Here is a 24,884-nt window from a genome sequence, read left to right on the forward strand (position 1 = left end):
TATGCATGAAAATATTAAAATTGTAAAACCTGAAGATATTAAAAGACCTTGTGGTGAAATTTTTATAGTTTATTTTTCTTCTATTTCCAACAATACACATCGTTTTATTTTAAAAACAGGTTTTGAAAATAAACGAATTCCAATAGATTTAGAAGAATCAATCACTATTGATCGTGAATATGTTTTAATTTGTCCAACCTATAGTGGTGGTGGTGAATTTTCAGCTGGAGCTGTGCCAAAACAAGTTATTAAATTTTTAAACAACAAACATAACCGCGATTTTTGTAGGGGAGTTATAGCATCTGGAAACACAAACTTTGGTGACACTTTTGCTTTAGCTGGTACTGTTTTATCTAGCAAATTATCTGTGCCATTGCTATACCAATTTGAACTTTTAGGCACCAAAGATGATGTTGCAAATGTGCAAAAAATTTTAACTCAATTTTGAAGGAGCGACTGTGAGTAACAGCAAACTAAAACCAAATATTACTGGTTCTTTATCAGAAGAATATATTAGCCTGAATGCTAAATCAAAACTTTATAATTGATATCCAGATGCTTATAAATATGATTTAGAAGCTGCTCAAAATTACATTCAAAATCAAATTCAACCTCATTTTAAAAATTTTAATAGTTATAGTGAGCGTATTGATTGACTTATTGAAAACCAATATTATGATCCACAAATTTATAATCAATACAGTAAAGAGCAATTAGAAAAGTTACAAAAACAAGCCTATGGTTATAAGCACTTTTTTCCATCTTTTATGGGTGCTTACAAATTTTATACTAGTTATGGGCTTAAATCCAATGATGGTTCACAATTTCTAGAACACTTTGAAGATCGGGCATTAGCAAATGCATTGTTTTTGGCCAAGGGTAACTTTGAAGATGCAAGTAAAATTTTAGAGCAAATTATGCTAGGTCGTTTTCAACCAGCTACTCCAACATTTTTAAATGCTGGTAAAGTCAGTCGTGGTGAGTATGTTTCATGTTATCTTTTAAGAATTGAAGATAACATGGAATCAATTGCTCGTGCAATTTCAACTTCCTTACAACTTTCTAAACGTGGTGGTGGAGTTAGTTTACTCCTTTCTAACCTTCGTGAGCAAGGTGCTCCAATTAAAAAAATTGAAGGCCAAGCAACTGGAGTTATTCCAGTTATGAAAATTCTTGAAGATTCATTTTCATATGCCAACCAACTTGGACAACGCCAAGGTGCTGGAGCTGTTTATTTAAGTGTCCACCACCCTGATATTCTGAGTTTTTTAGACACCAAACGTGAGAATGCTGATGAAAAAATTAGAATTAAATCTTTGTCACTTGGAGTTATAATTCCTGATATTACTTTTGAACTTGCTAAAGATAACAAAGATATGGCACTATTTAGTGTTTATGATGTTGAACGTGAGTACAAAAAAGCTTTTTCTGATATTTCAATCACAGATGAATACTATAATTTGTTAAACAATCCAAATATTAAAAAAACATTCATTAATGCGCGTAAACTCTTTTCAACTATAGCTGAGTTACACTTTGAAAGTGGTTATCCATTTATTTTATTTGAAGATACTGTTAATAAAAGAAATGCTCATCCTGACAAAATTGTAATGTCAAATTTATGTAGTGAAATCGCACAACCTTCAACTCCAAGCACCTATTTTGACGACCTCAATTTTAACAAAATTGGTCAGGATATTTGTTGTAATTTAGGTTCACTCAACATTGACAAAGCTATGCAAGCAGGACAAAATTTTGGAGATTTAGTTTACTATTCAATTGTAGCTTTAGATAGTGTTAGTCGTTCTTCTGATTTGAGTGTCGCACCTTCAATTCAAAATGGCAACAAACAAAATCATGCTATTGGACTTGGAGCCATGAATCTTCATGGATTTTTTGCTCAAAATCAAATTTTCTATGACTCGCCTGAAGCATTAGATTTTACTAACTTATTTTTCTACACATTGGCTTATCACTCTTTTAACTCATCAATGAAGTTAGCACAAAAATTAGGAAAATTTGCAAACTTTGAGAACACAAAGTTTGCTGATGGTAGTTATTTTGACAAATATATCAAAGTTTCAATTGATGAGTATAAACCAAAAACTCAAAAAATTGCTGATGTTTTTGCAAAACATAATGTTGCAATCCCAACTCAACAACAATGAATTGAGTTAGTTGAACAAATTAAAATTCATGGACTTGCAAACTCACACTTATTAGCTGTTGCACCTACTGGATCAATCTCTTATTTAAGTTCTTGTACTCCTTCACTTCAACCTGTGGTTTCACCAGTTGAAGTTCGTAAAGAAGGAAAAATTGGTCGTGTTTATGTGCCAGCTTATAACATTAACTTTGAAACTATGGACTTTTATAAAGATGGTGCATATGAGCTTGGACCAATTCCAATTATTAATATAGTGGCCGAAGCTCAAAAGCACGTTGATCAACTTATTTCAATGACTTTCTTTTTAACAGACAAAGCAACAACTCGTGATTTAAATAAAGCTTATATTCACGCCTTTAAAAAAGGATGTGGTTCTATTTACTATGTAAGGATTCGCCAAGATGTCCTTGAAGATAGTGAAAATCTAAATGATTGTCAAGCTTGTGTGATTTAAATACTACTTTGTTTTAAAAATAAAAAAACATCTTAAAAAAAGATGTTTTTTTATTTTCTAAGATATAACATTTCAAATATTAAAACTATAAAAAAAGCGGTTATTGTGTTTAATTAGTAAGTTATTTTTATAAACCTAATATGTCTTCTAATGATTTATTTTTAGTCTCTTTTTTCAATTTATCTTTATCTTTATTTTCATTCTCTTCTCCCAATTTATCTACTTGAATCATTAAAGGTGTTTTGAATTTTGAACCTCACAAGATGCATTGACCAGGATTGAGTATTGGTATTTTATTATAAAGTATATCATTTGAATTCGCTATGTATTTATTAATTCCTTCTAAATCATTTCCATTGACAAATCTATGAATAAAAAAATTACCTAATTGTGAAGTTATTCCAGAATCTAATCCTCAAGGTTCTTGTGTAGAAATTGTGAGAAAAAAATTGAATTTTCTACCTTCTCTAATAAATTTTTCAAACAAACTTAATCTATTTATATTTTCATCTTTAGTTTCTTCTGATAATTTGCTAGATATTAGATTATGTGCTTCATCTATTATAAAATGAATGCTGCTATCAACACCACTAGAATATAGTGCTTTTTGTGAATTAAATAATTCATTAGCAACTACTATTGGTCATATTTTTTGTAATCCTACATCTTCATCTTTAAGTGACAATATTATAATTTGAGCATTATCTATTTTTATTTGATCAGGAATGTAACTCATTTTTTCGGGCATTAAATCAAATAACCTATATTTTATCTTAGAAAGTGTGCCCTCTTTCATCATATCTTTATCTTCATCAACAAGGAAATCTAAAATTGCTAAACAAACTTTTAGTTTTTCCAATACGGAAGTCTCATTATTGTTAATATATAACCACTCCTCAAGCCCCGTAATAGGTTTAAATTTATTGGGGTTATCCTTCTCCTTATTGATGTTTATGCTATAGAATTCATATCAAATATTCTTAATATCTCATTTATATAAACGTCAATGACTTAATTTTGTTTTTTCATGCATTTTAACTTTTTGAAAGAGTCTACGTGTCTCTTTAAATAAAAATTGTCTTTGACAATCTATATTTACCTTATCTATATACTGGTTAACTGTTAGTCCTGATTTTAAACTAGTCAAATCTTTTGTTACTTCTGAATATTTCTCATTTTTAATAAGTTTACTTTTTTTAGTACGATTATCATAGATATGTTTAAATTGTTCTATTTTCAATAATGAATCAATATACAATGACACTTTTAAATCATTATTATTATTATTATTATATATTGCTATAATCTTATTTAATTGCATAGGATCTGATTCAAGATTATGTTTATTTATATCTTGAAGCATTCAGTAATAAATATTGAGGTCAAATTTTCTTTTTATATTCATTATTTTTTTTATTATTTTTTTTTCTTCTTGGGAAAAATCTGAAAAACCACTTATCAAAGTTTCATAATTTCAGAATGATGATGCACTAATTTTAAAATCTTCACTTGGAGATATTGTTTTTATATTTATTTTTTCATATTGATAATTTGAAAAATACTCCTTATACTCATTATGAAAATCAACAAAAACAAAAGCACTATTAATATTTTTTAATTTAGATTTTTTATTAATTTTATCAAATAAAGTCTTGTACAACTTAGCTACTGTATTAGATTTCCCACTACCAGTGTTTCCAAAAACCCCTATATGAGTATCTAAAAAACCCTTAATGGGAATTTCTACTCTCAATTCATCATATAATAACATTTTACCAATATCTAAAACATTTTGATTTTTTTTATCTAAAACATTTTGATTTTTTTTATCTAAAACATTTTGATTTTTTTTTTTTTTTGTGGTAAATAAAAAACAATTTTTAATTCATCTTCATTTAGCAATACTACATCATCAAACATTAATGGAAAAGTTTTAATGCCAGTTTCATATTCTCTATTATTTCTTATAACTCCTATAATTTCTGCAACTAATTTTCTTTGAACTTTATTTTTTAATAAAGTTGAATCATCATAGTCCTCTTCTATATTGTCTATTGATTCACTTGTAATTTGAACAACAATTTTGCTAGAACCTCTTATAACACCTACAAAAGTACCTACAGATATACCTTTGTAAATTGTGCCACCATAATGAATTGTTTCTAGGTGAGTGAAATCCTTGACCAAAATAGTTACAGAAGAACTTTTTACTTCAATAATATTTCCAATTGAAAAATAATCATTCATATATTTACCTTTCACTACTTTTTTTTATGTCTATAAACCTAAATAAATTATTAACTAAAAAATCAAAATTACCTTTTTCTATATTATCATACTTGCCCCGATAATTACAATTTTTACTACTACATAATAAATATTTAAAATTATCTATATGACTAAAATGTTCTTCCATATTTTCATAATCACTTTGCCCATATGCTATTGCAAGTACTAATAGTTCTTTGTTATACAAAGCTCTTTTAACAATATTTCTTATGTGTTCATCTTGAAATGAAAAACCAAAAACTATCAATATTGTTTGCGGTTTTTCTAATTCATAATTAAAAAATCTTAAAAATTCAAAGTAATTTTGTTGAAATAAAGTACTTGAAAATTTACCCTTGTCTGGATTTACTATACTAATATTTTTATAATTTTCATCAAATTTTTTTAATTTTTGTTTTACTTCTTCATTCTTATCTATTTCTTTCTTTATTTCACCATTTATTTTTAGTTGTTCTTGTTTTACTAGAAATTCAAATACTTTTGCTTTAATATATTTTAAAAATTTTACTATGTATTTTTCACAATTGTTACTTTCAGTTTTATCTCTGTGTGTTTTAATTTGTTTTAAACATTTATCTAAAGATGTATTATTTTCAATATAATTTGTAATAACATCTTTAACCTGTTCTTCTCCACTAAGATCATCAATCAAGTCATTTATATTCTTAATAATATTTTCATTACTATCTGAAAAGTTGATTTGAGTATTTAGCAAAATATTTGTTTTAGGTTTTTCAGACAAGTTAGAAATTTCTTCAATCTTGTTTGAAAGATTGTCTTTTTTAATATCAACCAGTGGCTTGTTTTTATCTAAATTAAAAACACTTTTAATTTCTTTGTTTTCATCAACCACCCAAGAAATAGATCCATGTAATTTTAATAAATTAATAGTGGGTACTGAGTATTCATATTTATCAGTAATACCTGATTGTCATGTGTTAAAATTAAAATAATTAACATCCACTACTTTATTAAAAATTCCCTTTGACCCATCATTAAAGATACTTAATGGGAAATTAGAAGACACCTTATCATATGCATGTTCAAAAAATAAATCATAATTTGTAGTAAAAATATTTATTTTTCTTGGTCTATCATTGCTTTCGTTTTGAAGGAAAATGTATAGCTTTTCTATGAAGTCTTTATAATTTTGAAAAACTTTTGCAAAATCAGATTCTTCATCTTGAGTTGCCTTATTGATTTCTGTTTCTATTTCAAACATAGGTTTGATTACTTTTTCATAAAAAAAGAGATATAAAACTTGTTTTGTAAGTTCATCCCAACCTGATAAGGTAATCAAGTCTTCAAAACTAAAATAGTCATTTATTTTTAATGTATTGTAAACTCCTGCACTCGCTCCTGCTCCTATTAGAAAGTTAATATTTTTACCGCGAATATATGACTCAAAATTAAAAAAAGCTTCTTTAAACAAACATTTGCATTGATCACTCATGAAATTTCCTTAGTTATAATTATTTGTTGGTTATGTGGAAATATTAAATAACATTTAATATTTTTTATTATTATAAATTATTTAATTATATTTATACTTTAATTAAAAAATTTAAAAAGTTTATCTTTTTATTTTTGGTTTCTTTGCAATACTAGATTAATTAATATTAAATATTTGCTGTCAAATTAATGTATAAACTCTTTATTCAAATTGTTATATTATCTTTTATTTGTTGCTATATTTTAAGTGTTAATAATTATAATGATGATAATTCAGGAAATAGAATTTATATTTTAAAATATTTTAGAAATTAAAAAAATATCTTGATTTTCTCAAGAGATTTTTTTAATAAGTTTTGTTTAACTTGTTTTTGCTTTTTTTCTACAATTAAGTCACTGAAATCATTCATTAAATGCAAATTTTTTCGTTTTTTTATCAGGAAATATTAAAATTCTAAATGGATTTAAATCATAGTATTGAATTCTTTGAAAATGTTTTTCTTTTTCAGAGTTACTTTTTCAAAGTTTTAATCTATCTTTTTTTATAGCGATAATGCTTTAGTAAAATTCCAAACACTTGAAGTTCTTTTTTACTAAAAGTTAAAAGTCAATCATTAACAAATAATTCATTTCCTTTTTCTTTTGTAATAATTTCTATGATATAAACTTGCACTTCTGAGTTCAAAAGGAAGAAAATATTTTTTAATTTTAAATAATGATTTGGTTCTGCTAATCATAAAGTTTTTGAGATTATGCATTTTACTAACTTACTTTTTATTTCTTTATTTTTAAAAATTTAATTTAAAAACGAAGCTAAAATAAAAATATAATGATCATTATTATTTGTGCTATATTTAATCAAAGTATCTTTATAAATTTGGTACTAAACAACTTCTAATGTTGCCCTCTATGCATTTTTCATCAAAAGTTTCTTCATTATTAAGTACATGGAGTAAATCAATTTGTAAATAATTTTCTCCAATTTGTCTTCTTTTTTTAAAAAAATTTATTAAATTTTCTTGTTCTTCTTTAGAAATGAGTATATTTTTTAAATCACTATTAATAATTTCTTCATAAAGTAAATTATTTTTTTGTTTACTAATTATTTTTTTATTTGTGGGTATTAATTTGTTCTGCATCTTCTAAATTATTTATGTAATTCTTAAATTTTAGTACAAACCCTATTAAAAACTCAAATTCTCATTTATTTTTATTTAAACACTACTTTATAGGATGTTTAGCTCACTTACTTATACGCACAATCTTCTCGCCTTCTTTAAAATGGTCTTGAACTGTATGCAATAATTTAGATACATAGTATCTCTTACTTACAAGCAAACATTTTCGTTCATCATTATCTTTATTAAATGTAAAAGTAATATTTATTTTTTCTCTAATTTCAATATCACTTAATTCATTATAAATAATATCCACACATAACAAAAGCATTCATTGCGCAATAGGGGGTAAAATTCAAAAAATATTTTGAATAATTTTTTCATTTTTTTTATCTTGAATGTAAGTTAATAACTTAATAAATCATAAAGTCAAAGATTTTGTGTCTATAGAAAGATTATTACTAATAAAACCTAGTTCAAAGTCAATATCCATTAATTTTAAAAAAATAACTGAAAGGTCAATTTCCTTACTTACTTTATTTTCTCAATTTATTTTTTGTTCAAAATGTGCTTCAATTATTTCTTTATATAATACTTGATATTCAAGTCTTTTTATTGAAAATTCATGTTTCAAATATTGAAATTGAGTAGAAAAATAATCTACACTAAAATCTACGCTTGAATCTATGCTTGAAAAGTTAAAAATAATATCAGGACTTATTATATCCCTATTTGTTGTTGTTTTATTCACTTTTAACATAAACTCTACAATTTTTACATAATCAAAGTTTTCATTATTTTTATTTTCAATATTTTTTTCACTGAAGTCCGATTCAAAATTCTTTGATTTCTTTGTAGTTAAATTTTTTTTATTATTTTCCATTTGTAATTTTGAAAAAGGAAAAGGATATTTTTTACATTCTTCCGCATAACTAGTGAGTTTGGTAAAAAAAGATCCTGAAAATTCATATAAATTGTTAGGTAAATTTTTAAATGTAAAATTTAATATTCCTAAATAGTATGATTTATGAGTTGTTTTGTATGAAAAACATAATATAAAATTTAGAAAATAATATATATCTACGTTTCATTTTTTATTGTTATTGTCATTGAAAGTTTGTAACTCGTTTCATTTTTCAAATCCATTTTCTAATTTATCCTTATTAATTTTTTCTAAAATATTGTACTTTGAATTAATAAAACTAATTTCTTTTCATATTAAATCAAAATAACTAGTTTTTCATTTATCTTTCATTATTGTCATTTTGTATTCTTCTTAAATCTTTTAACTTTAAATTTCAAATAGATATATATTCATTATAAAATACATTTTTAAATATAATAAATGATAGCAATCTAAATATTAGAATTTCCATATTTTTACTTTCAACATTTGAATAGAAAAGTTTAAAATAAATTGTAAATTCATTTAAAATATTTAATATAGACCTAATATCGTATACTGTTTCCGAAATAGCAAGAAAATATTTATGTCAATCAACATTTTTCTTATATTTATTATTAACTTCTTCTTTTGATAATTTTAATAATTTTGAAATCACATTTTCAAAATTTTGAAATCAAAATTCGCTTGCCTTACCTTTAGAAGTTATAGGAACAATGGGTATTGCTAAGTCAAAAAATTTAACTTTTTCATCTAAGTTAAATAATTCGGGAGTTACTAAATATACAAATATTATTTTATTAGGATAATCATAATTGGATTTTCTAGTGCATATTTGAAAATATTTTATTCATTTCTCAAATTGTTTTAAAATTTTTTTTATTCTTGGACACCCATCTTCTAATTCATCTATTCATGGTTTGTTATTTTTTAAAAAATTATTTATATTTTTATTTAGTTCTTTTAATTTCTGCAAAATAAAAGTATTGCCAAAACGGTCAATATCTTCAAAAACATATATGAATTTACCTTCCTTTTTCCACAATGTTTTAAAAATATCTAAAATTTCACTAATTCGTATATCTGTTTCTTGAAAAATACCTTGCTTATAAAATTCCATTTCAATTTTTTGAGAAAAAAATGAAAATGTAAATTTAATTTTATTTAAATATCTTCGAATTAAAACAAAAATGATTCCTATTAAAAATATTGAAATAATACCAAAAATAATAATTGTAGTTAAACTTCAACCTTGAGTTCAACTATGTTCCAATTGTGCTTCGTTGGTTTTTACAAGTGCTTGTGTAATTTTATTAGCATTCTTAATATAATCAGTTAAACTAATAGAAAAAAAAGTTGAAAATATAATTGTGACTAAAACAAGAATAGCAAACAAAAAAATTTGCCATCATTTTAAATTAAACAAAGACAAATTATAGTTAGAAGATTTTATTTTTTTAGATTTAACTTGTGTGGCTATCTGAATTAAAATTTGTTTTTGAACATATTTTGTTTCATTAAAATCTTTATCATCTTTGTTAATGTTGTTTTTATGGTATTGACCAACTTCTATTTCTATAAAACTGTTTTTATATTTTTGTTTATCAAAATTGTATAAAAAACTTTTAAATATAGAGCTTTTACCAACACCATACTCACCTAAAATAGCTAAATTTTTAACTTCATTAGACTCAATAGCAAAATTGAAATAGTCACTATAATTCTGAATACGATTCACATTACAACAATCACAAATGCAAATTTTTGTTTCTTCTAATTCATTATTTTTCTTTTTTTTACAATCTGTACACTCATCACTTGTTTTTTTAGAATAATCTAATTTTTTTTCTGTAAGAAAAAACAATTTAGATTCTTCATCATTTATTTGATTTTTTTCACCTTGATCAATGTTTTTATCTTCCTCGGTATTTTGATTTTGATCACTATTCTTTTTTCTATTTTTAATCCAACTTAACATAATTGTTTGAAATTTTATCACATCCCATAAAATAAGTTTGTATATAAATAAAATGTGACTAATAATCATATTATTTTATTTTTATATAAAAAAAGTACAAAATTATTTTGTACTTTTTTTATATAAATTTTAAAACTTTTAACTACTAATCTTCGTCGTCTGATTTGATTGCTCTTTGTTTTACAATGGTTTCTTGAATATGTGTAGGAACTTCTTTATAATTAGAAAATTGCATTTGATAGGTTCCACGACCTGATGTCATAGAACGTAATTGAGTTGAATATCCAAACATTTCTGCTAGTGGAACATCAGCTCTAATAGTATTTGCTCCATCGCTACGTGTTTCTTGTTCTCTAACAATTCCACGACGACGAGTTAAGTCACCCATAACATCTCCGGAGTATTCAGCTGGAACAAAAACTGCAACATCCATAATTGGTTCTAATAAAACTGCACCAACTGCAGCTTTTGACTTAGATAAAGCTTTAGAAGCTGCAATTTTGAAGGCCATCTCTGATGAATCGACTTCATGGAATGATCCATCAAATAAAGTTGCTTTAATGTCAATCATTGGGTAACCAGCTAAAATACCAGCTGCCATTTTTTCTTCAAGTCCTTTTTGAATAGACTTGATATATTCTTTAGGAATTTTACCACCAACAATTTTGTCAACAAATTCAAATTCACCATCTGGATTTGGTTCAAATTTAATTCAAACATGCCCATATTGACCACGTCCACCAGATTGTTTAATGTGTTTTCCTTCAACTTCAGCTGTTTTGGTAATTGTTTCACGATAACTAACTTGTGGTTTACCAACATTGGCTTTAACATTAAATTCACGACGAAGACGATCAACAATAATGTCAAGGTGTAATTCACCCATACCAGCAATAATTGTTTGACCAGTTTCATTATCTGTTCAAGTTTTGAAAGTAGGATCTTCATTGGCTAGTTTTTGTAATCCAGTTGCTAGTTTTTCAACTTCGGCCTTACTTTCTGGTTCCAGTGCTTGTGAAATAACTGGTTCTGGGAAAGTCATTTTTTCTAAAATAAATGCTTTAGATTTTTCAGAAATTAATGAATCACCAGTTGTGGTATCTTTAAGACCAACAAAAGCACCAATATCTCCAGTACGTACTTCATCAATTTCTTCACGTGAGTTGGCATGCATTGCTAAAATACGTCCAACTCTTTCCTTTTTACCTTTAGTTGAGTTAAGGATATAAACACCTTTGTTTAAAACTCCTGAGTAAACACGGAAGAATGTTAATGAACCAACAAATGGGTCGTTCATAATTTTGAAGGCAAGTGCTGAAAATTCTTCATCATCACTTGGTGCAATGCTGATTTCTTCATCATCACGGAAAGCTTTAACAGGAGGTACATCTAGTGGTGAAGGTAAATAATCAACAACGGCATCAATCATTTTTTTCACACCTTTGTTTTTAAATGATGAACCACAAACTACAGGGAAAAATTTACCTGTAATAGTTGCTTTACGAATAATTGCTTTTAAACGTTCAATAGTAACTTCTTTTTCTTCAAGCAAGTCATTCATTAATTCTTCATCAAAATCAGCAACTGCTTCAACAAGTTGATGACGCATTTGTTTTGCTTTGTCTAAAAGATCTGCTGGAATTTCAATTTCATATTCTTTTTCTTCTTTTTCACCATCGTATTTGTAAGCTTTCATTTCCACAAGGTCGATAATACCTTGGAAATCAGCTTCAGCACCAATATTAAGTTGAATAGCTCAAGCATTTCCATTTAATTTTGTACGAACTGATTCAATTGAAGCTTCAAAATTTGCCCCTGCTTTATCCATTTTGTTGACATAAACAACACGAGGTACGTGATAAGTAGTTGCTTGACGTCAAACTGTTTCAGTTTGAGGCTCAACTCCTGATTGAGCATCTAAAACTGCAACAGCACCATCTAAAACACGAAGGGAACGCTCAACCTCAACAGTAAAGTCAACATGGCCTGGAGTATCAATGATGTTGATTCTTTTATTTTTTCAAAAAGCTGTTGTAGCTGCTGAAGTAATAGTAATTCCACGTTCTTTTTCTTGTTCCATTCAATCCATTTGGCTAACACCATCGTGAGTTTCACCAATTTTGTGAATTTTACCAGTGTGGAATAAAATACGTTCAGTTGTAGTGGTTTTACCGGCATCGATGTGAGCCATAATCCCAATATTACGGTAATCTTTTAAATCAAATTGTCTTGCCATAATAACCTACTATCACTTAAAGTGAGCAAAAGCACGGTTGGCTTCTGCCATTTTGTGTGTATCCTCACGTTTTTTAAATGCTCCACCAGTTTTATTAAGAGCATCAATAATTTCATTTGCTAAACGCACATCCATTGTTTTTTCATTACGTTTACGAGCAAATTGAATTAATCAACGAAGTGATAAAGTTTGTTGACGACGTGCTTTAACTTCCATAGGAACTTGGTAGTTGGTTCCACCAACACGACGTGAACGAACTTCAGTTAAAGGAGTAATGTTTTTAACAGCTTCTTCAAAAACTTCTAAAGCATTTCTCCCTGTTTTTTGTTCAACTATTTTAAAAGATGAATACAAAATGTTTTGTGCTGTATTTTTCTTACCATCAAGCATAACAGCATTTATAGCTTTTGTAATTAATTTAGATTTAAAAACAGGATCAGCTAAAACCTGACGAATAGGAGCTTGTTTTTTTCGTGACATAGTTTATCCTTTATTTTGCTTGTTTAGGTTTTTTGGACCCATATTTTGAACGCCCTTGCGCTCTTTTGTTTACTCCCTGGGTATCTTGAGTTCCACGAACAATGTGGTAACGGATACCAGGTAAGTCTTTAACTTTACCACCACGAATTAAAACTACAGAGTGTTCTTGTAAGTTGTGACCTTCACCTGGAATGTAGGCATTAACTTCCATTCCATTTGATAATTTAACTCTGGCATATTTACGAAGCGCTGAGTTAGGTTTTTTAGGGGTCATAGTTCCAACCCTTGTACACACTCCTCTTTTAAATGGAGCAGTAAGCTTAAATTCTTTTTTGTCTAAGGTGTTATAAACCAAGTTAAGAGCAGGAACTTTAGATTTTGCTACTTTCTTAACTCTGGCACCTTTTGCTAATTGAGATATTGTTGGCATTTTGTCCTTAAGTGTAAAAATTAAAATATCTTAATATTATATAACAACAACATCGGTAAGTTCGAAAAAAGTTTATTTTTTTCTTTTATCTTTAAAATGTTGTTGGTTTTAATATGTATTTGTTAAAAAATTACATTTTATTTTTGAATTTAACAAATACTGATAATAAGTTTATTTTAAATTGAGTTATTTATTTGTTATCTGAACCAAAGAAAATGGATACATAACCTGATAAAACTTGTGCACCTCTTTTTTTAATATATTTTTTTATGCTTTCAAAATTATTTGAATATTTTTCATTGTCAATTTGAATGGTGTTATTTTTTAAAGATAGTAATTTGTTTGGATTAGGAAGAATCTCCAAAATTTTGCCTTTTAAATTATATTGTGGATCTTCTATACTAATTTTCAGTTTTCTACTCATTCCACCACCATAAACTGTTGTTTCGCTAAAATTTGAATATTCTTTATTAAAACTATTACCTTGTTTACTATTTTCTTTTCCTGAAATTAGCCCACCATTTCCAATATTGTAAACCAATTGTTCAAGTTCTTTTAATTCATTTGAAGAATACTGTTTTTTTATTTCTTTATTCAATTTCACTGGAATACAATGCTCGTATGTTGAGTTTAACTTATCTAACCTACTTGCATTTTTACTAAAATATTGTGGCGACTCAACATCATTCATACCATAGATTAATCTTATTCAAATTAGTCATAAATCATTATTTCTTGATTTGGATGATTTTATATTTTCTTCCTCTGGGTTAAAATCTGAATTAAATTGAGTTGATAATGTAGAATAAATCTCTTTTGACCATTCTTGATCAGTTTTATTTAAATCTAAGGAAATGGTTTGTTTTAATTTTTTAAATACACCCTCTTCAGTAATGTTGCCTTCTGAAAGATTTTCACAAATTTTATTAATAGATTCTGTCAAGGATTGACCTTTAGTATACAATGTTCATAAAATTGAAAATTTTTCAATTGGAAATAATTGTTCACTAAAATTTGAAACTTTCCAATCTAAATCTCTATCATCCTTATTATCTAAAAAATTTATTTTAGATCTTTTTTTGAATAATGAGATTAAAGGAATAAACACAGTTCTTTTAGTTTTTTTTGAAATATGCATTATTTGAGAACCGACAAAATCATAACTTGCTATTTTGCTAGAATAAGTTGTTATTTGTTGGATAAATTCACTAGCTTCTGGATTTTTGCTTAATAAATCACTTAGCTTATTGTAGAAGAAATTAAATTTTTCTTTATTATCTTTGTCCTCATTGTCTAAATGACTTATTTTAAATTTGCTAATATTTCCTTCTCAACAATATTGGAAATCAATGAGATCCTTGAAAAGTTCTAATAAAGGATTTTTGTTTTCGTCTTCATAATTATCAAAAATTTTACAAAGTTTTTGAAAACATTTAGAACTTAAACTATTATATTCTTCATCAACTTCTTTTAGAATTTTAAATTGTTCATTTTTAATTAAAACTGTATCAACAAAAACATTAATATTTTTTACTTCTTCTTCGCTATCTGTTTTGTAGTCTTTTCTAAAAAATAAATTAATTGTTTCTTCATAAATGCGAACATAATTGTCTGCATTTTTATTTTTATTTTTGTAATGTTCATAGATTTTATTTCTAAATAAATCTAAAATTCCTAATGGTTTGCTGTATTGATTTAAGTTTTGAAAAATTCTAGTTATTTTTGTTGAGTTATCACTAACATTCCCTACATAAGCAACAACAAAATGAACTTTTTCCAAAAAGTAATCAATAAACTTAGAAAATTTATCATTTTTGTTTGTAAATTTTTTTTCAATAATTTCACAAATTTCATAATAATTTTTATAAAAATTACTTTTCTTTTTCCCAAGACTGAAATTTCCTGAAAAAATAAAATTTAAATTTTGATAATGTGGATCAGTGTTTAACCATGTATATATTGTTTTTTTTATATTATTATTTTTTGTAAAAATTTTATCTGCAATTTTTTGAAGTGTTTGTTTATCATCAATATATTTTGCCCATCTTGCAAATGCTATGGCAAGCAAGGTGTTAGACACTGTTCTTTGTTGTCCATCTAATATAAGTATGTTTTCTCCAGAGTTACTTATTATAATTGTGTTTAAAAATGTAAATTCATTTGGCCCAATATTAAAATCATTATAAATACTTTCAAACAAGTGGACAATTATATTTTCATCTCAAGAGTACGTTCTTTGAAATATTGGCAATTCTAGTCGAGAACTAAGTTCAAATAATTCTGGAATTGTAATAGCAAATGATTTAAACTTATCAGCCTTACTAGCTTCTTTTGTTTTATGATCAAGTGATGTGTGATTTATTTGTTTAATTAATGTGTTATCACAATTGCATTTAGGATTATCTTCTTTTGCAATAGTGCTAAAAATGCTAGAAATATCTAAAGCTGTTCAATCTTTAATATTTTCTAAATTTTTTTCTTCAAGTATTATGTTATTTTTTTGAAATTCTCTAGTAGTTTTTTCAAAAAAATGACTATAAAATTCTTTTAAATCCAATTTATTTTCAAAAATTATTTCACCTAAACCATAAAAATATTTACTAGATGAAAAAATGTTATTACTAGTTAATTTTGAATGTTCAGCAATTTTATCATATGCTAAGAGAACATTTCATCAAAATTTAGTTGATTGATTTTTATAATTATCATTTTGATTGAATGAATGATTATATTTGTAGTTTTCTAATGGATCTAAAATATATTTATTTAAAAAATAATTTAATTTTCTTTTTAAAAAGAAAATAAATATTTTTTCTGCATCATTATTTTTATTATTTACCACAAATTCTCTGAATGTATTGTGAATTTGAAATTTAGATTCATCTATTTTTTCAATGATTTCAAAAGCTAAAAGAGTATCTAGACATTGCCTTGCTGTTGAAAAAGAATAATATTCCTTATTTGCTTCATAGAATATAATATTTTCATCTTTCTCAAATAAAATTTTATATTCATTGAATCACATTTTCTTTTTTAAATATATGTTCCAATTTGAATTTCAATCTATTAAATGAAATCATTTAAATAAAGAATTTTCTAAATATGTAAAAGTATTGGTTCCTATTTCTCAAGGTATCATATTTAATTTTTCAAGTATTTCTTTTCATTCTTTAATTGTTTTATTCATTTTTTTCCTTATTGTTAATTAATTTAAAAATTTTTTCGATAACTTGCACAACTATTGAATTTCCAGCTTGCCTATATAGCACCTCTTTTGTCAAAATATTTTTTTCAATAAATGGCAATAATTTATCAAAATCAGTGCTTTCAAAACCCATTAACATAAATGCTTCTCTTGGAGTTAAAAATCTATGCTTTAGTTTATTTTCTTTATCATTATCATGTTCTACAACTCCACAACATGGAATTCTATCTTGCTTAGTAGTTACAGTATTAATGATAAAATCTTTGCTGTTATTAATAATTTTGCTTTCATTGACCAATCTAATTCGCGAGGGTGTGTTGTTTATAAGTGCATTTGTATTTTCTTCGTTATTCAATCTAAAATTAAAAATTTCATTAAATTTTTCTTTTCTTTTTACAAAATCCAACTTTTCTAGATTGCACAATTCACTAATATGCTCAGAAAAATCTAAGTCATCATTAAGAAAATATCTATCTGGCTTATAAATAGAAATAGCAAAGACCCGTTCACGTTTTTGAATCGAACCACAATTTAATGCATTAATTGTTGTGGTATATGTTTGGTAACCCATATTTTCCAAGTTTTTTAATCATAATTTGTATTGATCAATAAATTTATTTGACAATAAATTTTTAACATTTTCCATTAATAAATATTTTGGCTTATGTTTTAAACTTTCTAGAATTTTATAGATATTTCAAACTAATGAACTGGTAGATTCTTCATTCATTATTCCTTTTGCTCGACCCATATTAGCAATTGAAAGCCCTTGACAAGGAAAGGAATATGTTATTAAGTCTGGTTTTAATTTATTAATTTTTTGAACATCAACACTTGTGATATCACCAAGATTTTTTGACAGCAGTATTGCTGCAGCTAAAATTTGTTTAAAGAAATAATCTTTTCTTAAAATAAAAGATTTTGTTTTTCCATTTAGTGATAAATTGAAATTATTTAAAAATTTATCTATTTGTTCTTCAGAATCTAATTTATTACTTTTTAAAGTTCCTTTATATTTTTTTCATAAATTATTATGAATTGCAGCATATGAAATAATTGCTCTAACATCTCAATCAATAGTTCCAATAATTTTAAAAGACAAAATACCTTCTTTTTGAAGGTTTGTTATTGCCTTAGCTTGTGCCCCAATACCAGAAAAAGCTTCTAAGACTTTAATCTTAGCCATAAGAAGCTCCGGTTTTATTTATTTTTAATTTTATATATATATATATATATATATATATATCTTATAGATTTATTTATTATAGAACTAGACATAAAATTTCTATAAATTTTACCATTTTTTTATCTAAATTTCAAAATAATTCCATTGTACTAAACTAAAAATATTGATTTATATATTTTGCTGACTTTTAATTAATACTTCTATTTTATAATTTAATTATTAGCACACTTACAACTTTGCAGCTTTTTAACTTGTTCTCTATATTATAAATATTCATTAACTATTTATTAATTTTGTTTTCTTAAAATAAAAAAGAACCAATTTTTGAATTGGTTCTTTTGAGGCCCATCTCAAATGGGAGTTCCAGATCTTTAATTATAGCAGAAAAATTTAAAATACAAGAAAAATAATTTATTTTTTTATTTAAGACTATTAATGGCAAAATTAATCTTTTTTAATATCAACATTAATTACATTATTTATCTAATGATTCTATGCCTTAAGTACTGCTTGTGGAATTAATTCTTGTGCAAATGATTGAATAACTGATTCGATTTGGTCTAATTTAGTTTTTAATTCTTCAAATTTTTCTTTTTTAATTAAATCTTTTAAAGATTGAATTTCTTTTTCAAGAGATTCTTTTTGTTTCACATCAACTTTGTCACCTTGATCTTGAAGTGATTTTTATAATTGGTTAATTAAGTTTTGTTCCAAATTTTAGTATTTCACTAGTGAATTTTTCCAAATCTTTTTCAAATACTTGTGTTTGTGTTCGAAATACTTGTGTTTGTGTTCCAGATGCTTGTGTTTGTATTAATTTTTTATGAATTGTTGTAATTTTATTATAAAACGAATACAACATTATTTTTTTACCATTATGTTCTATTATTGATTCTATGTTATTACATTTTTCAACATTTGTTTTTAATATTACTTCAAAATTATTAATTATGTCTCACATTTTTAATTGCATTTCTTTATCATAAGAGTAAGTTTTGATTATAAAATCTATTGAAAAAAACTTATTACCAACTCTATATTTATGCTCATCGTCTTGTTTAAACAAGTTTCTGTATTTTTCGTGTAAAGTGCTTGTTTCATTAAATAAGGTTTTTTTTGTTTCATCATTAAATATTTTTACTTGTTGATTAAGTTCTTGCTGTTCAATATCTAAAAAGGTATGTTTCAAAGGGGTGAACACTCTTGTATAATTATTTGTTTGTAAAAGTTTTTCAAGATTTTCTTCTATCTTGCATTGTGTTTCATTTTTACATTCACAACTTGCACCTTTTTCCTTTATTCTTTTAACTTGGTCTCTATATGATAAAAATGTATTAGCCATTTGCTTATTTGCTACCTTTCTTAAAAATGAGTAATAATTATAAAATATTTTAGATGCCGCATCATTTATTAAATACGTCTTTAATAAAAAGAACCAATTTTTCAATTGGTTCTTTTGTGACCCATAACAATGGGCATTGCCTTATCTAAGTATTATATCAAAAATTATAATAATTTTTGAAAAAATAATTTATTTATTATTTAATACTATTAATTGACTTTGTTAGTGTGTTCAGCAAAATTAATCTTTTTTAATATCAGCATCAATTACATCATCTTTGTCTGATGATTTTGCGCCTTCAGTGTTTGCTTGTTGAGCTGCTTGTTGTGCAAATGATTGAATAACTGATTCGACTTGGTCTAATTTAGTTTTTAATTCTTCAAATTTTTCTTCTTTAATTAAATCTTTTAAAGATTGAATTTCTTTTTCAAGAGATTCTTTTTGTTTTGCATCAACTTTGTCACCTTGATCTTGGAGTGATTTTTCCATTTGGTTAATTAAGTTTTCAGCACGGATAGTAGTTTCAATTTGCTCTTTTTTCTTAGCGTCAGCTTCACGATTTTCTTCAGCTTCTTTAACCATTTTTTCAATTTCTTCTTCAGAAAGTGTTGTTGTATTTTTAATAGTAATGGTTTGTTCTTTTCCAGTTTTTTGGTCTTTGGCAGTTACAGTAGTAATTCCATTAACATCGATTGAGAAACTAACTTCAATCTGAGGCACACCTTTTGGTGCTGCTTCAATTCCTGATAAATTGAACCTTCCTAACATTTTGTTGTCAGCAGCCATTTGACGCTCACCTTGAACAACTGAAATTGTTACTTCTGTTTGATTATCAGCTGCTGTTGAAAACACTTGTGATTTAGTTACAGGAATAGTTGTGTTTCTTGCAATCAAAGGAGTTGCTACTCCACCTAAAGTTTCAATACCTAAAGTCAATGGTGTAACATCAAGTAGTAAAACATCATTAATTTCACCAGCTAAAACACCACCTTGAATTGCGGCTCCAATAGCAACAACTTCATCTGGGTTAATTGAACGATTTGGTTTTTTACCTAAAGCGTGTTCAATCATAGTTTGCACAGCTGGAATACGAGTTGAACCACCAACTAATAAAATTTCATCTAAATCTTTAGCTTCTAATTTAGCTTCTTTTAGAGCATCCATAATTGGTTTGCGAGTTCTATCAACTAAGTCTGCAGTCATTTTGTCAAAATCTGATCTTTTTAGTTCAAGTTCAACATTAATTGGACCATTTGGACCCATTCCTAAAAATGGTAATGAAATTGTTGCAACCATTTGGTTTGATAAACTAATTTTAGTTTTTTCAGCCTCTTCTTTAAGACGGGTCAATGCCATTTTGTCTTTAGTTGCATCAAAATCATATTCTTTTTTGATCTGCTCAGTTAATCATTTAACAATCGCATTATCTCAATCGTCTCCACCTAAGTTATTATCACCACTGGTTGAAAGAACTTCGAAAGTACCTGCTGAAAGTTCTAAAACTGAAACGTCAAATGTTCCACCACCTAAGTCGTAAACTAAAACTTTCATATCTTTGTCAAGTTTGTCAAGACCAAAAGCTAAAGCAGCTGCGGTTGGTTCATTAATAATTCTTTCAACTTCTAAACCTGCAATTTTACCAGCATTCTTAGTAGCTTCACGTTGAGCATTGTCGAAATAAGCTGGTACTGTAATAACTGCTTTTTTAACTTTGTGTCCAACTTTTTTCTCAGCATATTCTTTTAAATAAGTTAGAATTTTCGCTGAAATTTCTTCAGGTTTGTAATCTTTACCATTAGCCTTAACAGTTTTTCCTGAACCCATTAATCTTTTAATAGATGCAATTGCATCTGGGTTGGTTTCAAGTTGTCTTTTAGCTGCATCACCAACAATTTCTTCGCCATTTTTAAATGCTACAACTGATGGTGTTGTTCTTTTTCCGTTTGGATTTTCTAAAACAACTGGTTTTTTATTTTCAATAATAGAAACAACTGAGTTAGTTGTCCCAAGGTCGATACCTAAAATTATTTCTTTTGCCATAATTTATACTTTCCTTTTTTAAATTTAAGTTCATTTTTAAAATCAATAATTAGCACTAAAAACTAATTATGCTAATAGTATATCACAAATTTGGCACAAACAAATAAAAAGTGCTAATTTTTTTATTATCGATTTTTTGCTTAACTATATTTAAATAATAAAAAAAGCCATATAAGGCTTTTAAATAATTTAAATTTTAAGAATTAGTAAACTTGTATAACTGAATTTCATCTACAATTGATTTTAGTTCTTTTTTTAATACTCGCAATTTAATTAAACCAAAAATTATTCCAATTACACCAACAATTCCTAGCAAGCATAGCAAAGAAGTAATTGAAAGCCATGTTGGTTCTAAAAAGTCATCTTGGAATTGGTGAGCACTACTTATTAAAATATAAAAAGCAAGCATAACTGCAAAAACTGTAAATGCTATAATTGCAATAACTACAAAAATAAAGGTGTTTTTTTGAACTTTGTCTTTTTGACTTTTATTAAATTTTTTATATTCTTCTAAATTCATTTTTACCTTCTTTTACTTTCTTTATTATATAATAGAAACATAAAAATTGTTGCAAATTAAAATGAAAAATTTTAAAGAAATTGTTGCCAACTCCAATTTTCCCAAGCAATCTGGAGTATATCAATTCTTTGATAACAACAACCAGTTGTTGTATGTTGGCAAGGCTAAAAACTTAAATGACAGAATTTGACAATATGCAAATGGGTCTATAAATTCATACAAAACAAATAGTTTAATTAGTCAAACAACTAAAATTGAATACATTATTGTGGCCAATGAAGCAGAATCTTTGGTTTTAGAAAAAAATTTAATTAGCAAATTACAACCTAGATACAACATTGATTTAAGAGATGACAGAAGCTATCCTTATTTAAAAATAAGTAAGCAAAATTCTGGCTTAGCAATCGAAATTACATATAAGTTAAATAAAAACCATAATTCTTTTTATTTTGGGCCTTTTTTGAAAAGAAGTGGAGCTTTCGAAATCAAAAAACTTCTTGAAAGTGAAGTTATGTATGACAAGGGCCAAAAAGCTAACTTTGCAGACAAGCAAGAAATTGAAAAAAAATTTAATATTTGTAAAGAAATATTACAAAAAAGTCAATGGATTGAACACTATCGTGAAAAAATGGAAAAAGCTAGTGAGCAACAACAATTTGAGCTTGCTCAGCAATATTTTGAAAGTATTAAAGTTTTAGAACAAACACTCAAACAATATCAAAATATTGACTTGCCTAAAAAAATAGATTTAGATTTTCTTTATTGCAATCAGGAAAATATTAATACTTTTGTCATTACTTTTTTCTTCTATAGAAATGGAACTTTTTTATCTCATCGAAGTTTTATTATCGAAATTGTGCTGAATTTTGAAGAAAGTTTAATTAATTTTTTAAATTTTTATTATAAAAAAAATTTTATTCCAGATAAAGTTATTTTAGACCCACAAATGTCAAGTTTAAAATGGTCTTTTATTGATTCAAAAATTAATATTGAATTTACAAAAAACAAATCATTTTTACAAATTTTAGAAAATGTAAAACAAAATCACTATGATTTTATAGCTAATAATATTGAATTAAATAATCAAAAAATACAACAAATTCAAAGCATTCTTTTTGAAATTAAACAAACTTTTGGAGTAAGCAAAACTGATGTAATTATGTCAATTGACAATTCACACTTTGCTAACAACCTTGTCACCACAGGAATTATTTGCTTCATAAATGGAGAACACAATAAAAAATATAATCGTTTTTTTAACTACAGTGGCCAAAAGCAAGGTGATATTGATTATATGATTGATGGGCTAAGTAAGTACTTAAGAAACAAAAATTTTATTAAACCTAATTTATTGTTTGTGGACGGCGGTTTACCCCAACTAAAACAAGTTAAAATAATTTTAGAAAAACATAAAATTGAGGCAAAAGTTTTTGGTTTGGTGAAAAACCAAAGTCATAAAACAAGTCACATTATAAATGAAAATAACCAGCAAATTATTGTTTCACAAAATGTCTTTAATTTTCTATCTTTAATTCAAGAAACAGTGGATGAATTTGCTAAATTACACTATAATAAAAAGAAAATAAAACAAGTTTTAAATAATTAATTTATTAATCTAATTTATTTGAAATTACAAAATTACAAATTTGAATATATTGCTCTAAATTTAATTGTTGTGGTCTAACATTTGGGTTAAGTCCAAAATTTTCAAAAATTAAATTTACATTTTCTTTATTTAAAAAAGTTATTAAATTATTAAAAAATGTTTTTCTTTTCATTGAAAAGCATTTTTTAACAAAATTAAAAAAAATATTAGCTTGTTCTTGATTAATATTTTTTTTGACTTTGAAGATTACAAAAGCTGAAAAAACTTTTGGTTCAGGAAAAAAAGAGTTTGGATGAATTCTAAACATTTTTTCAACTTCAGCTACATATTGACAAGCTAAAGATAATTTTGAAAAATCACTAGTGTTGGATTTTGCAACAATTCTATCAGCAACTTCATCCTGAACCATAAGTGCTATTGTTTCAAAATTATTTATTTTGCCAAAAACTTTGAACAAAATATCACTTGTAATGTTATAAGGAATGTTAGCAATAATGGTTTTTTTGCTAGAAAAATTAAGGTCAACTTCTAAAAAATCTTGATTTATTATTTTAACATTAGCTTTATTTTTAAAGACATTTTCTAATTTTGGTATTAGTGATTTGTCTATTTCATAAGCTATAAGTTCTTTGGCTTGTTTTGCAAGCTCTATTGTAATAGCGCCATGACCTGGCCCAATTTCAATAATTTCTTTACCACTAAATTCTACTGAATTAATGATTGCGTCTATAACTTCTTGATTTTGTAAAAAATTTTGCCCAAATCTTTTTTTAGCTTGAATTTTATTGTTTGATTTTTTCATTTTGACCTAAAACATTTTTATTTAAGAAATACATATTTTAATTAATATAATAGTTAATTTGTCATAATTAATGCATAAATTTATTGGTTTTTTTATATTTTAAGTTTGTTTTAAATTTATAAAATTAAAAAATTTAGAAATTTCCTTTTTGAAAATAACCTATTTATAGTATAATTAAAAGCTTGTATTATTCCGTTACATCTCACATTAAATAATTATTTAAAAAAGGATTTATATTATGAGACAAACAACCATTGTCAAACACAAAGAAGTGTCAAAAAAATGATATTTAATTGATGCTGAAAACCAAGTTCTTGGTAAAGTTGCAACTTTAGCTGCATCTCATTTACGTGGAAAAACTAGTCCTTTATTCACTCCTAATGTGGATATGGGTGACAATATCATTATTATTAATGCTGAAAAAGTTATTTTGACAGCTAAAAAAGAAGAACAAAAAATGTACTATGATCACTCACTTTATCCAGGTGGGTTAAAAGTTAGAAGTGCTAAAGTTTTAAGAGCAAAAAAACCTACTGCTTTATTAGAAAGAGCTATTTATGGAATGTTGCCACACACAAAATTGGGTGACAAACAACGTAAAAATCTTTTTGTTTATGCTGGAAGTGAACACAAACAAGTTGCACAACAACCTATCAAATTGGAGGTTAAATAATA

At 25.9% G+C, this 24,884-nt stretch carries 20 protein-coding genes; 4 read left to right on the forward strand and 16 right to left on the reverse strand.

From position 1 onward, the window contains the following. Position 1 precedes the first annotated feature (1 nt). Together nrdI and nrdE are read left to right on the forward strand one after the other, a co-directional pair. Positions 2-466 carry a class Ib ribonucleoside-diphosphate reductase assembly flavoprotein NrdI gene (gene nrdI / locus MYB_RS02795; RefSeq protein WP_022935089.1) on the forward strand — a complete coding sequence of 155 codons (465 nt, stop codon included), beginning with the start codon at positions 2-4 and terminating at the stop codon, positions 464-466. Further along, complete coding sequence (nrdE, locus tag MYB_RS02800) at positions 459-2,621, forward strand: class 1b ribonucleoside-diphosphate reductase subunit alpha (RefSeq protein WP_022935088.1); 2,163 nt, start codon at positions 459-461, stop codon at positions 2,619-2,621. The genes nrdI and nrdE overlap by 8 nt, the downstream gene beginning before the upstream one ends. 127 nt (positions 2,622-2,748) lie before the next feature. Here nrdE and MYB_RS02805 read toward each other — a convergent pair whose 3' ends face one another. From MYB_RS02805 to MYB_RS02870, 15 genes are all read right to left on the reverse strand, one after another. After that, positions 2,749-4,392, reverse strand: a complete 1,644-nt coding sequence (locus MYB_RS02805) for an ATP-binding protein (protein ID WP_022935087.1) — start codon at positions 4,390-4,392, stop codon at positions 2,749-2,751. Positions 4,393-4,451: 59 nt separating this feature from the next. After that, entirely contained in the window at positions 4,452-4,868 is a 417-nt protein-coding gene (locus MYB_RS02810) for a hypothetical protein (RefSeq protein WP_025279653.1), read from the reverse strand. 4 nt (positions 4,869-4,872) lie between these two features. Then, positions 4,873-6,363 carry an SIR2 family protein gene (locus tag MYB_RS03125; RefSeq protein WP_022935395.1) on the reverse strand — a complete coding sequence of 497 codons (1,491 nt, stop codon included), beginning with the start codon at positions 6,361-6,363 and terminating at the stop codon, positions 4,873-4,875. Positions 6,364-7,231: 868 nt separating this feature from the next. After that, on the reverse strand, positions 7,232-7,501 hold the full coding sequence (locus MYB_RS02820) for a hypothetical protein (RefSeq protein WP_022935397.1): 270 nt from the start codon (positions 7,499-7,501) through the stop codon (positions 7,232-7,234). A gap of 82 nt (positions 7,502-7,583) precedes the next feature. Then, positions 7,584-8,744, reverse strand: a complete 1,161-nt coding sequence (locus tag MYB_RS02825; protein ID WP_022935398.1) for a hypothetical protein — start codon at positions 8,742-8,744, stop codon at positions 7,584-7,586. Then, complete coding sequence (locus MYB_RS02830) at positions 8,725-10,383, reverse strand: YobI family P-loop NTPase (RefSeq protein WP_144084179.1); 1,659 nt, start codon at positions 10,381-10,383, stop codon at positions 8,725-8,727. The genes MYB_RS02825 and MYB_RS02830 overlap by 20 nt, the downstream gene beginning before the upstream one ends. Positions 10,384-10,507: 124 nt before the next feature. Then, positions 10,508-12,598: an elongation factor G gene (gene fusA, locus MYB_RS02835; protein ID WP_022935400.1), complete on the reverse strand. Its 2,091-nt coding sequence runs from the start codon at positions 12,596-12,598 to the stop codon at positions 10,508-10,510. A gap of 9 nt (positions 12,599-12,607) precedes the next feature. Further along, positions 12,608-13,078: a 30S ribosomal protein S7 gene (rpsG, locus tag MYB_RS02840; RefSeq protein WP_022935401.1), complete on the reverse strand. Its 471-nt coding sequence runs from the start codon at positions 13,076-13,078 to the stop codon at positions 12,608-12,610. Between the two features lie 10 nt (positions 13,079-13,088). Next, positions 13,089-13,508 carry a 30S ribosomal protein S12 gene (rpsL, locus tag MYB_RS02845; protein WP_022935402.1) on the reverse strand — a complete coding sequence of 140 codons (420 nt, stop codon included), beginning with the start codon at positions 13,506-13,508 and terminating at the stop codon, positions 13,089-13,091. A 190-nt stretch (positions 13,509-13,698) separates the two neighbouring features. Beyond that, positions 13,699-16,695, reverse strand: a complete 2,997-nt coding sequence (locus tag MYB_RS02850) for a DUF262 domain-containing protein (RefSeq protein ID WP_022935403.1) — start codon at positions 16,693-16,695, stop codon at positions 13,699-13,701. Beyond that, positions 16,688-17,899, reverse strand: coding sequence for a DNA (cytosine-5-)-methyltransferase (dcm, locus tag MYB_RS02855; protein WP_022935404.1), 1,212 nt, complete (start codon positions 17,897-17,899; stop codon positions 16,688-16,690). Before dcm ends, MYB_RS02850 begins: the two co-directional genes overlap by 8 nt. Before the next feature lie 492 nt (positions 17,900-18,391). Further along, entirely contained in the window at positions 18,392-18,550 is a 159-nt protein-coding gene (locus tag MYB_RS03230; RefSeq protein ID WP_022935405.1) for a hypothetical protein, read from the reverse strand. Between the two features lie 43 nt (positions 18,551-18,593). Beyond that, positions 18,594-19,241, reverse strand: a complete 648-nt coding sequence (locus MYB_RS02860; RefSeq protein ID WP_022935406.1) for a hypothetical protein — start codon at positions 19,239-19,241, stop codon at positions 18,594-18,596. A 240-nt stretch (positions 19,242-19,481) separates the two neighbouring features. Further along, positions 19,482-21,281 (reverse strand): molecular chaperone DnaK, encoded by a 1,800-nt coding sequence (dnaK, locus tag MYB_RS02865; RefSeq protein ID WP_022935407.1) that lies wholly within the window; start codon positions 21,279-21,281, stop codon positions 19,482-19,484. A gap of 196 nt (positions 21,282-21,477) precedes the next feature. Next, positions 21,478-21,801 carry a hypothetical protein gene (locus MYB_RS02870; protein ID WP_022935408.1) on the reverse strand — a complete coding sequence of 108 codons (324 nt, stop codon included), beginning with the start codon at positions 21,799-21,801 and terminating at the stop codon, positions 21,478-21,480. A 61-nt stretch (positions 21,802-21,862) separates the two neighbouring features. Here MYB_RS02870 and MYB_RS02875 point away from each other — a divergent pair, with 61 nt between their 5' ends. After that, positions 21,863-23,407 (forward strand): GIY-YIG nuclease family protein, encoded by a 1,545-nt coding sequence (locus MYB_RS02875; RefSeq protein WP_022935409.1) that lies wholly within the window; start codon positions 21,863-21,865, stop codon positions 23,405-23,407. Positions 23,408-23,411: 4 nt separating this feature from the next. Here MYB_RS02875 and rsmA read toward each other — a convergent pair whose 3' ends face one another. Further along, positions 23,412-24,209: a 16S rRNA (adenine(1518)-N(6)/adenine(1519)-N(6))-dimethyltransferase RsmA gene (gene rsmA, locus MYB_RS02880; RefSeq protein ID WP_022935410.1), complete on the reverse strand. Its 798-nt coding sequence runs from the start codon at positions 24,207-24,209 to the stop codon at positions 23,412-23,414. 238 nt (positions 24,210-24,447) lie between these two features. Here rsmA and rplM point away from each other — a divergent pair, with 238 nt between their 5' ends. Continuing rightward, the gene (gene rplM / locus MYB_RS02885; RefSeq protein ID WP_022935411.1) at positions 24,448-24,882 is read left to right on the forward strand and encodes a 50S ribosomal protein L13; all 435 of its coding nucleotides are present in this window, start codon (positions 24,448-24,450) and stop codon (positions 24,880-24,882) included. Positions 24,883-24,884 lie beyond the last annotated feature (2 nt).

Source organism: Mesomycoplasma bovoculi M165/69 (assembly GCF_000524555.1).
GTDB classification, from domain to species: Bacteria; Bacillota_I; Bacilli_A; order Mycoplasmatales; family Metamycoplasmataceae; genus Mesomycoplasma; species Mesomycoplasma bovoculi.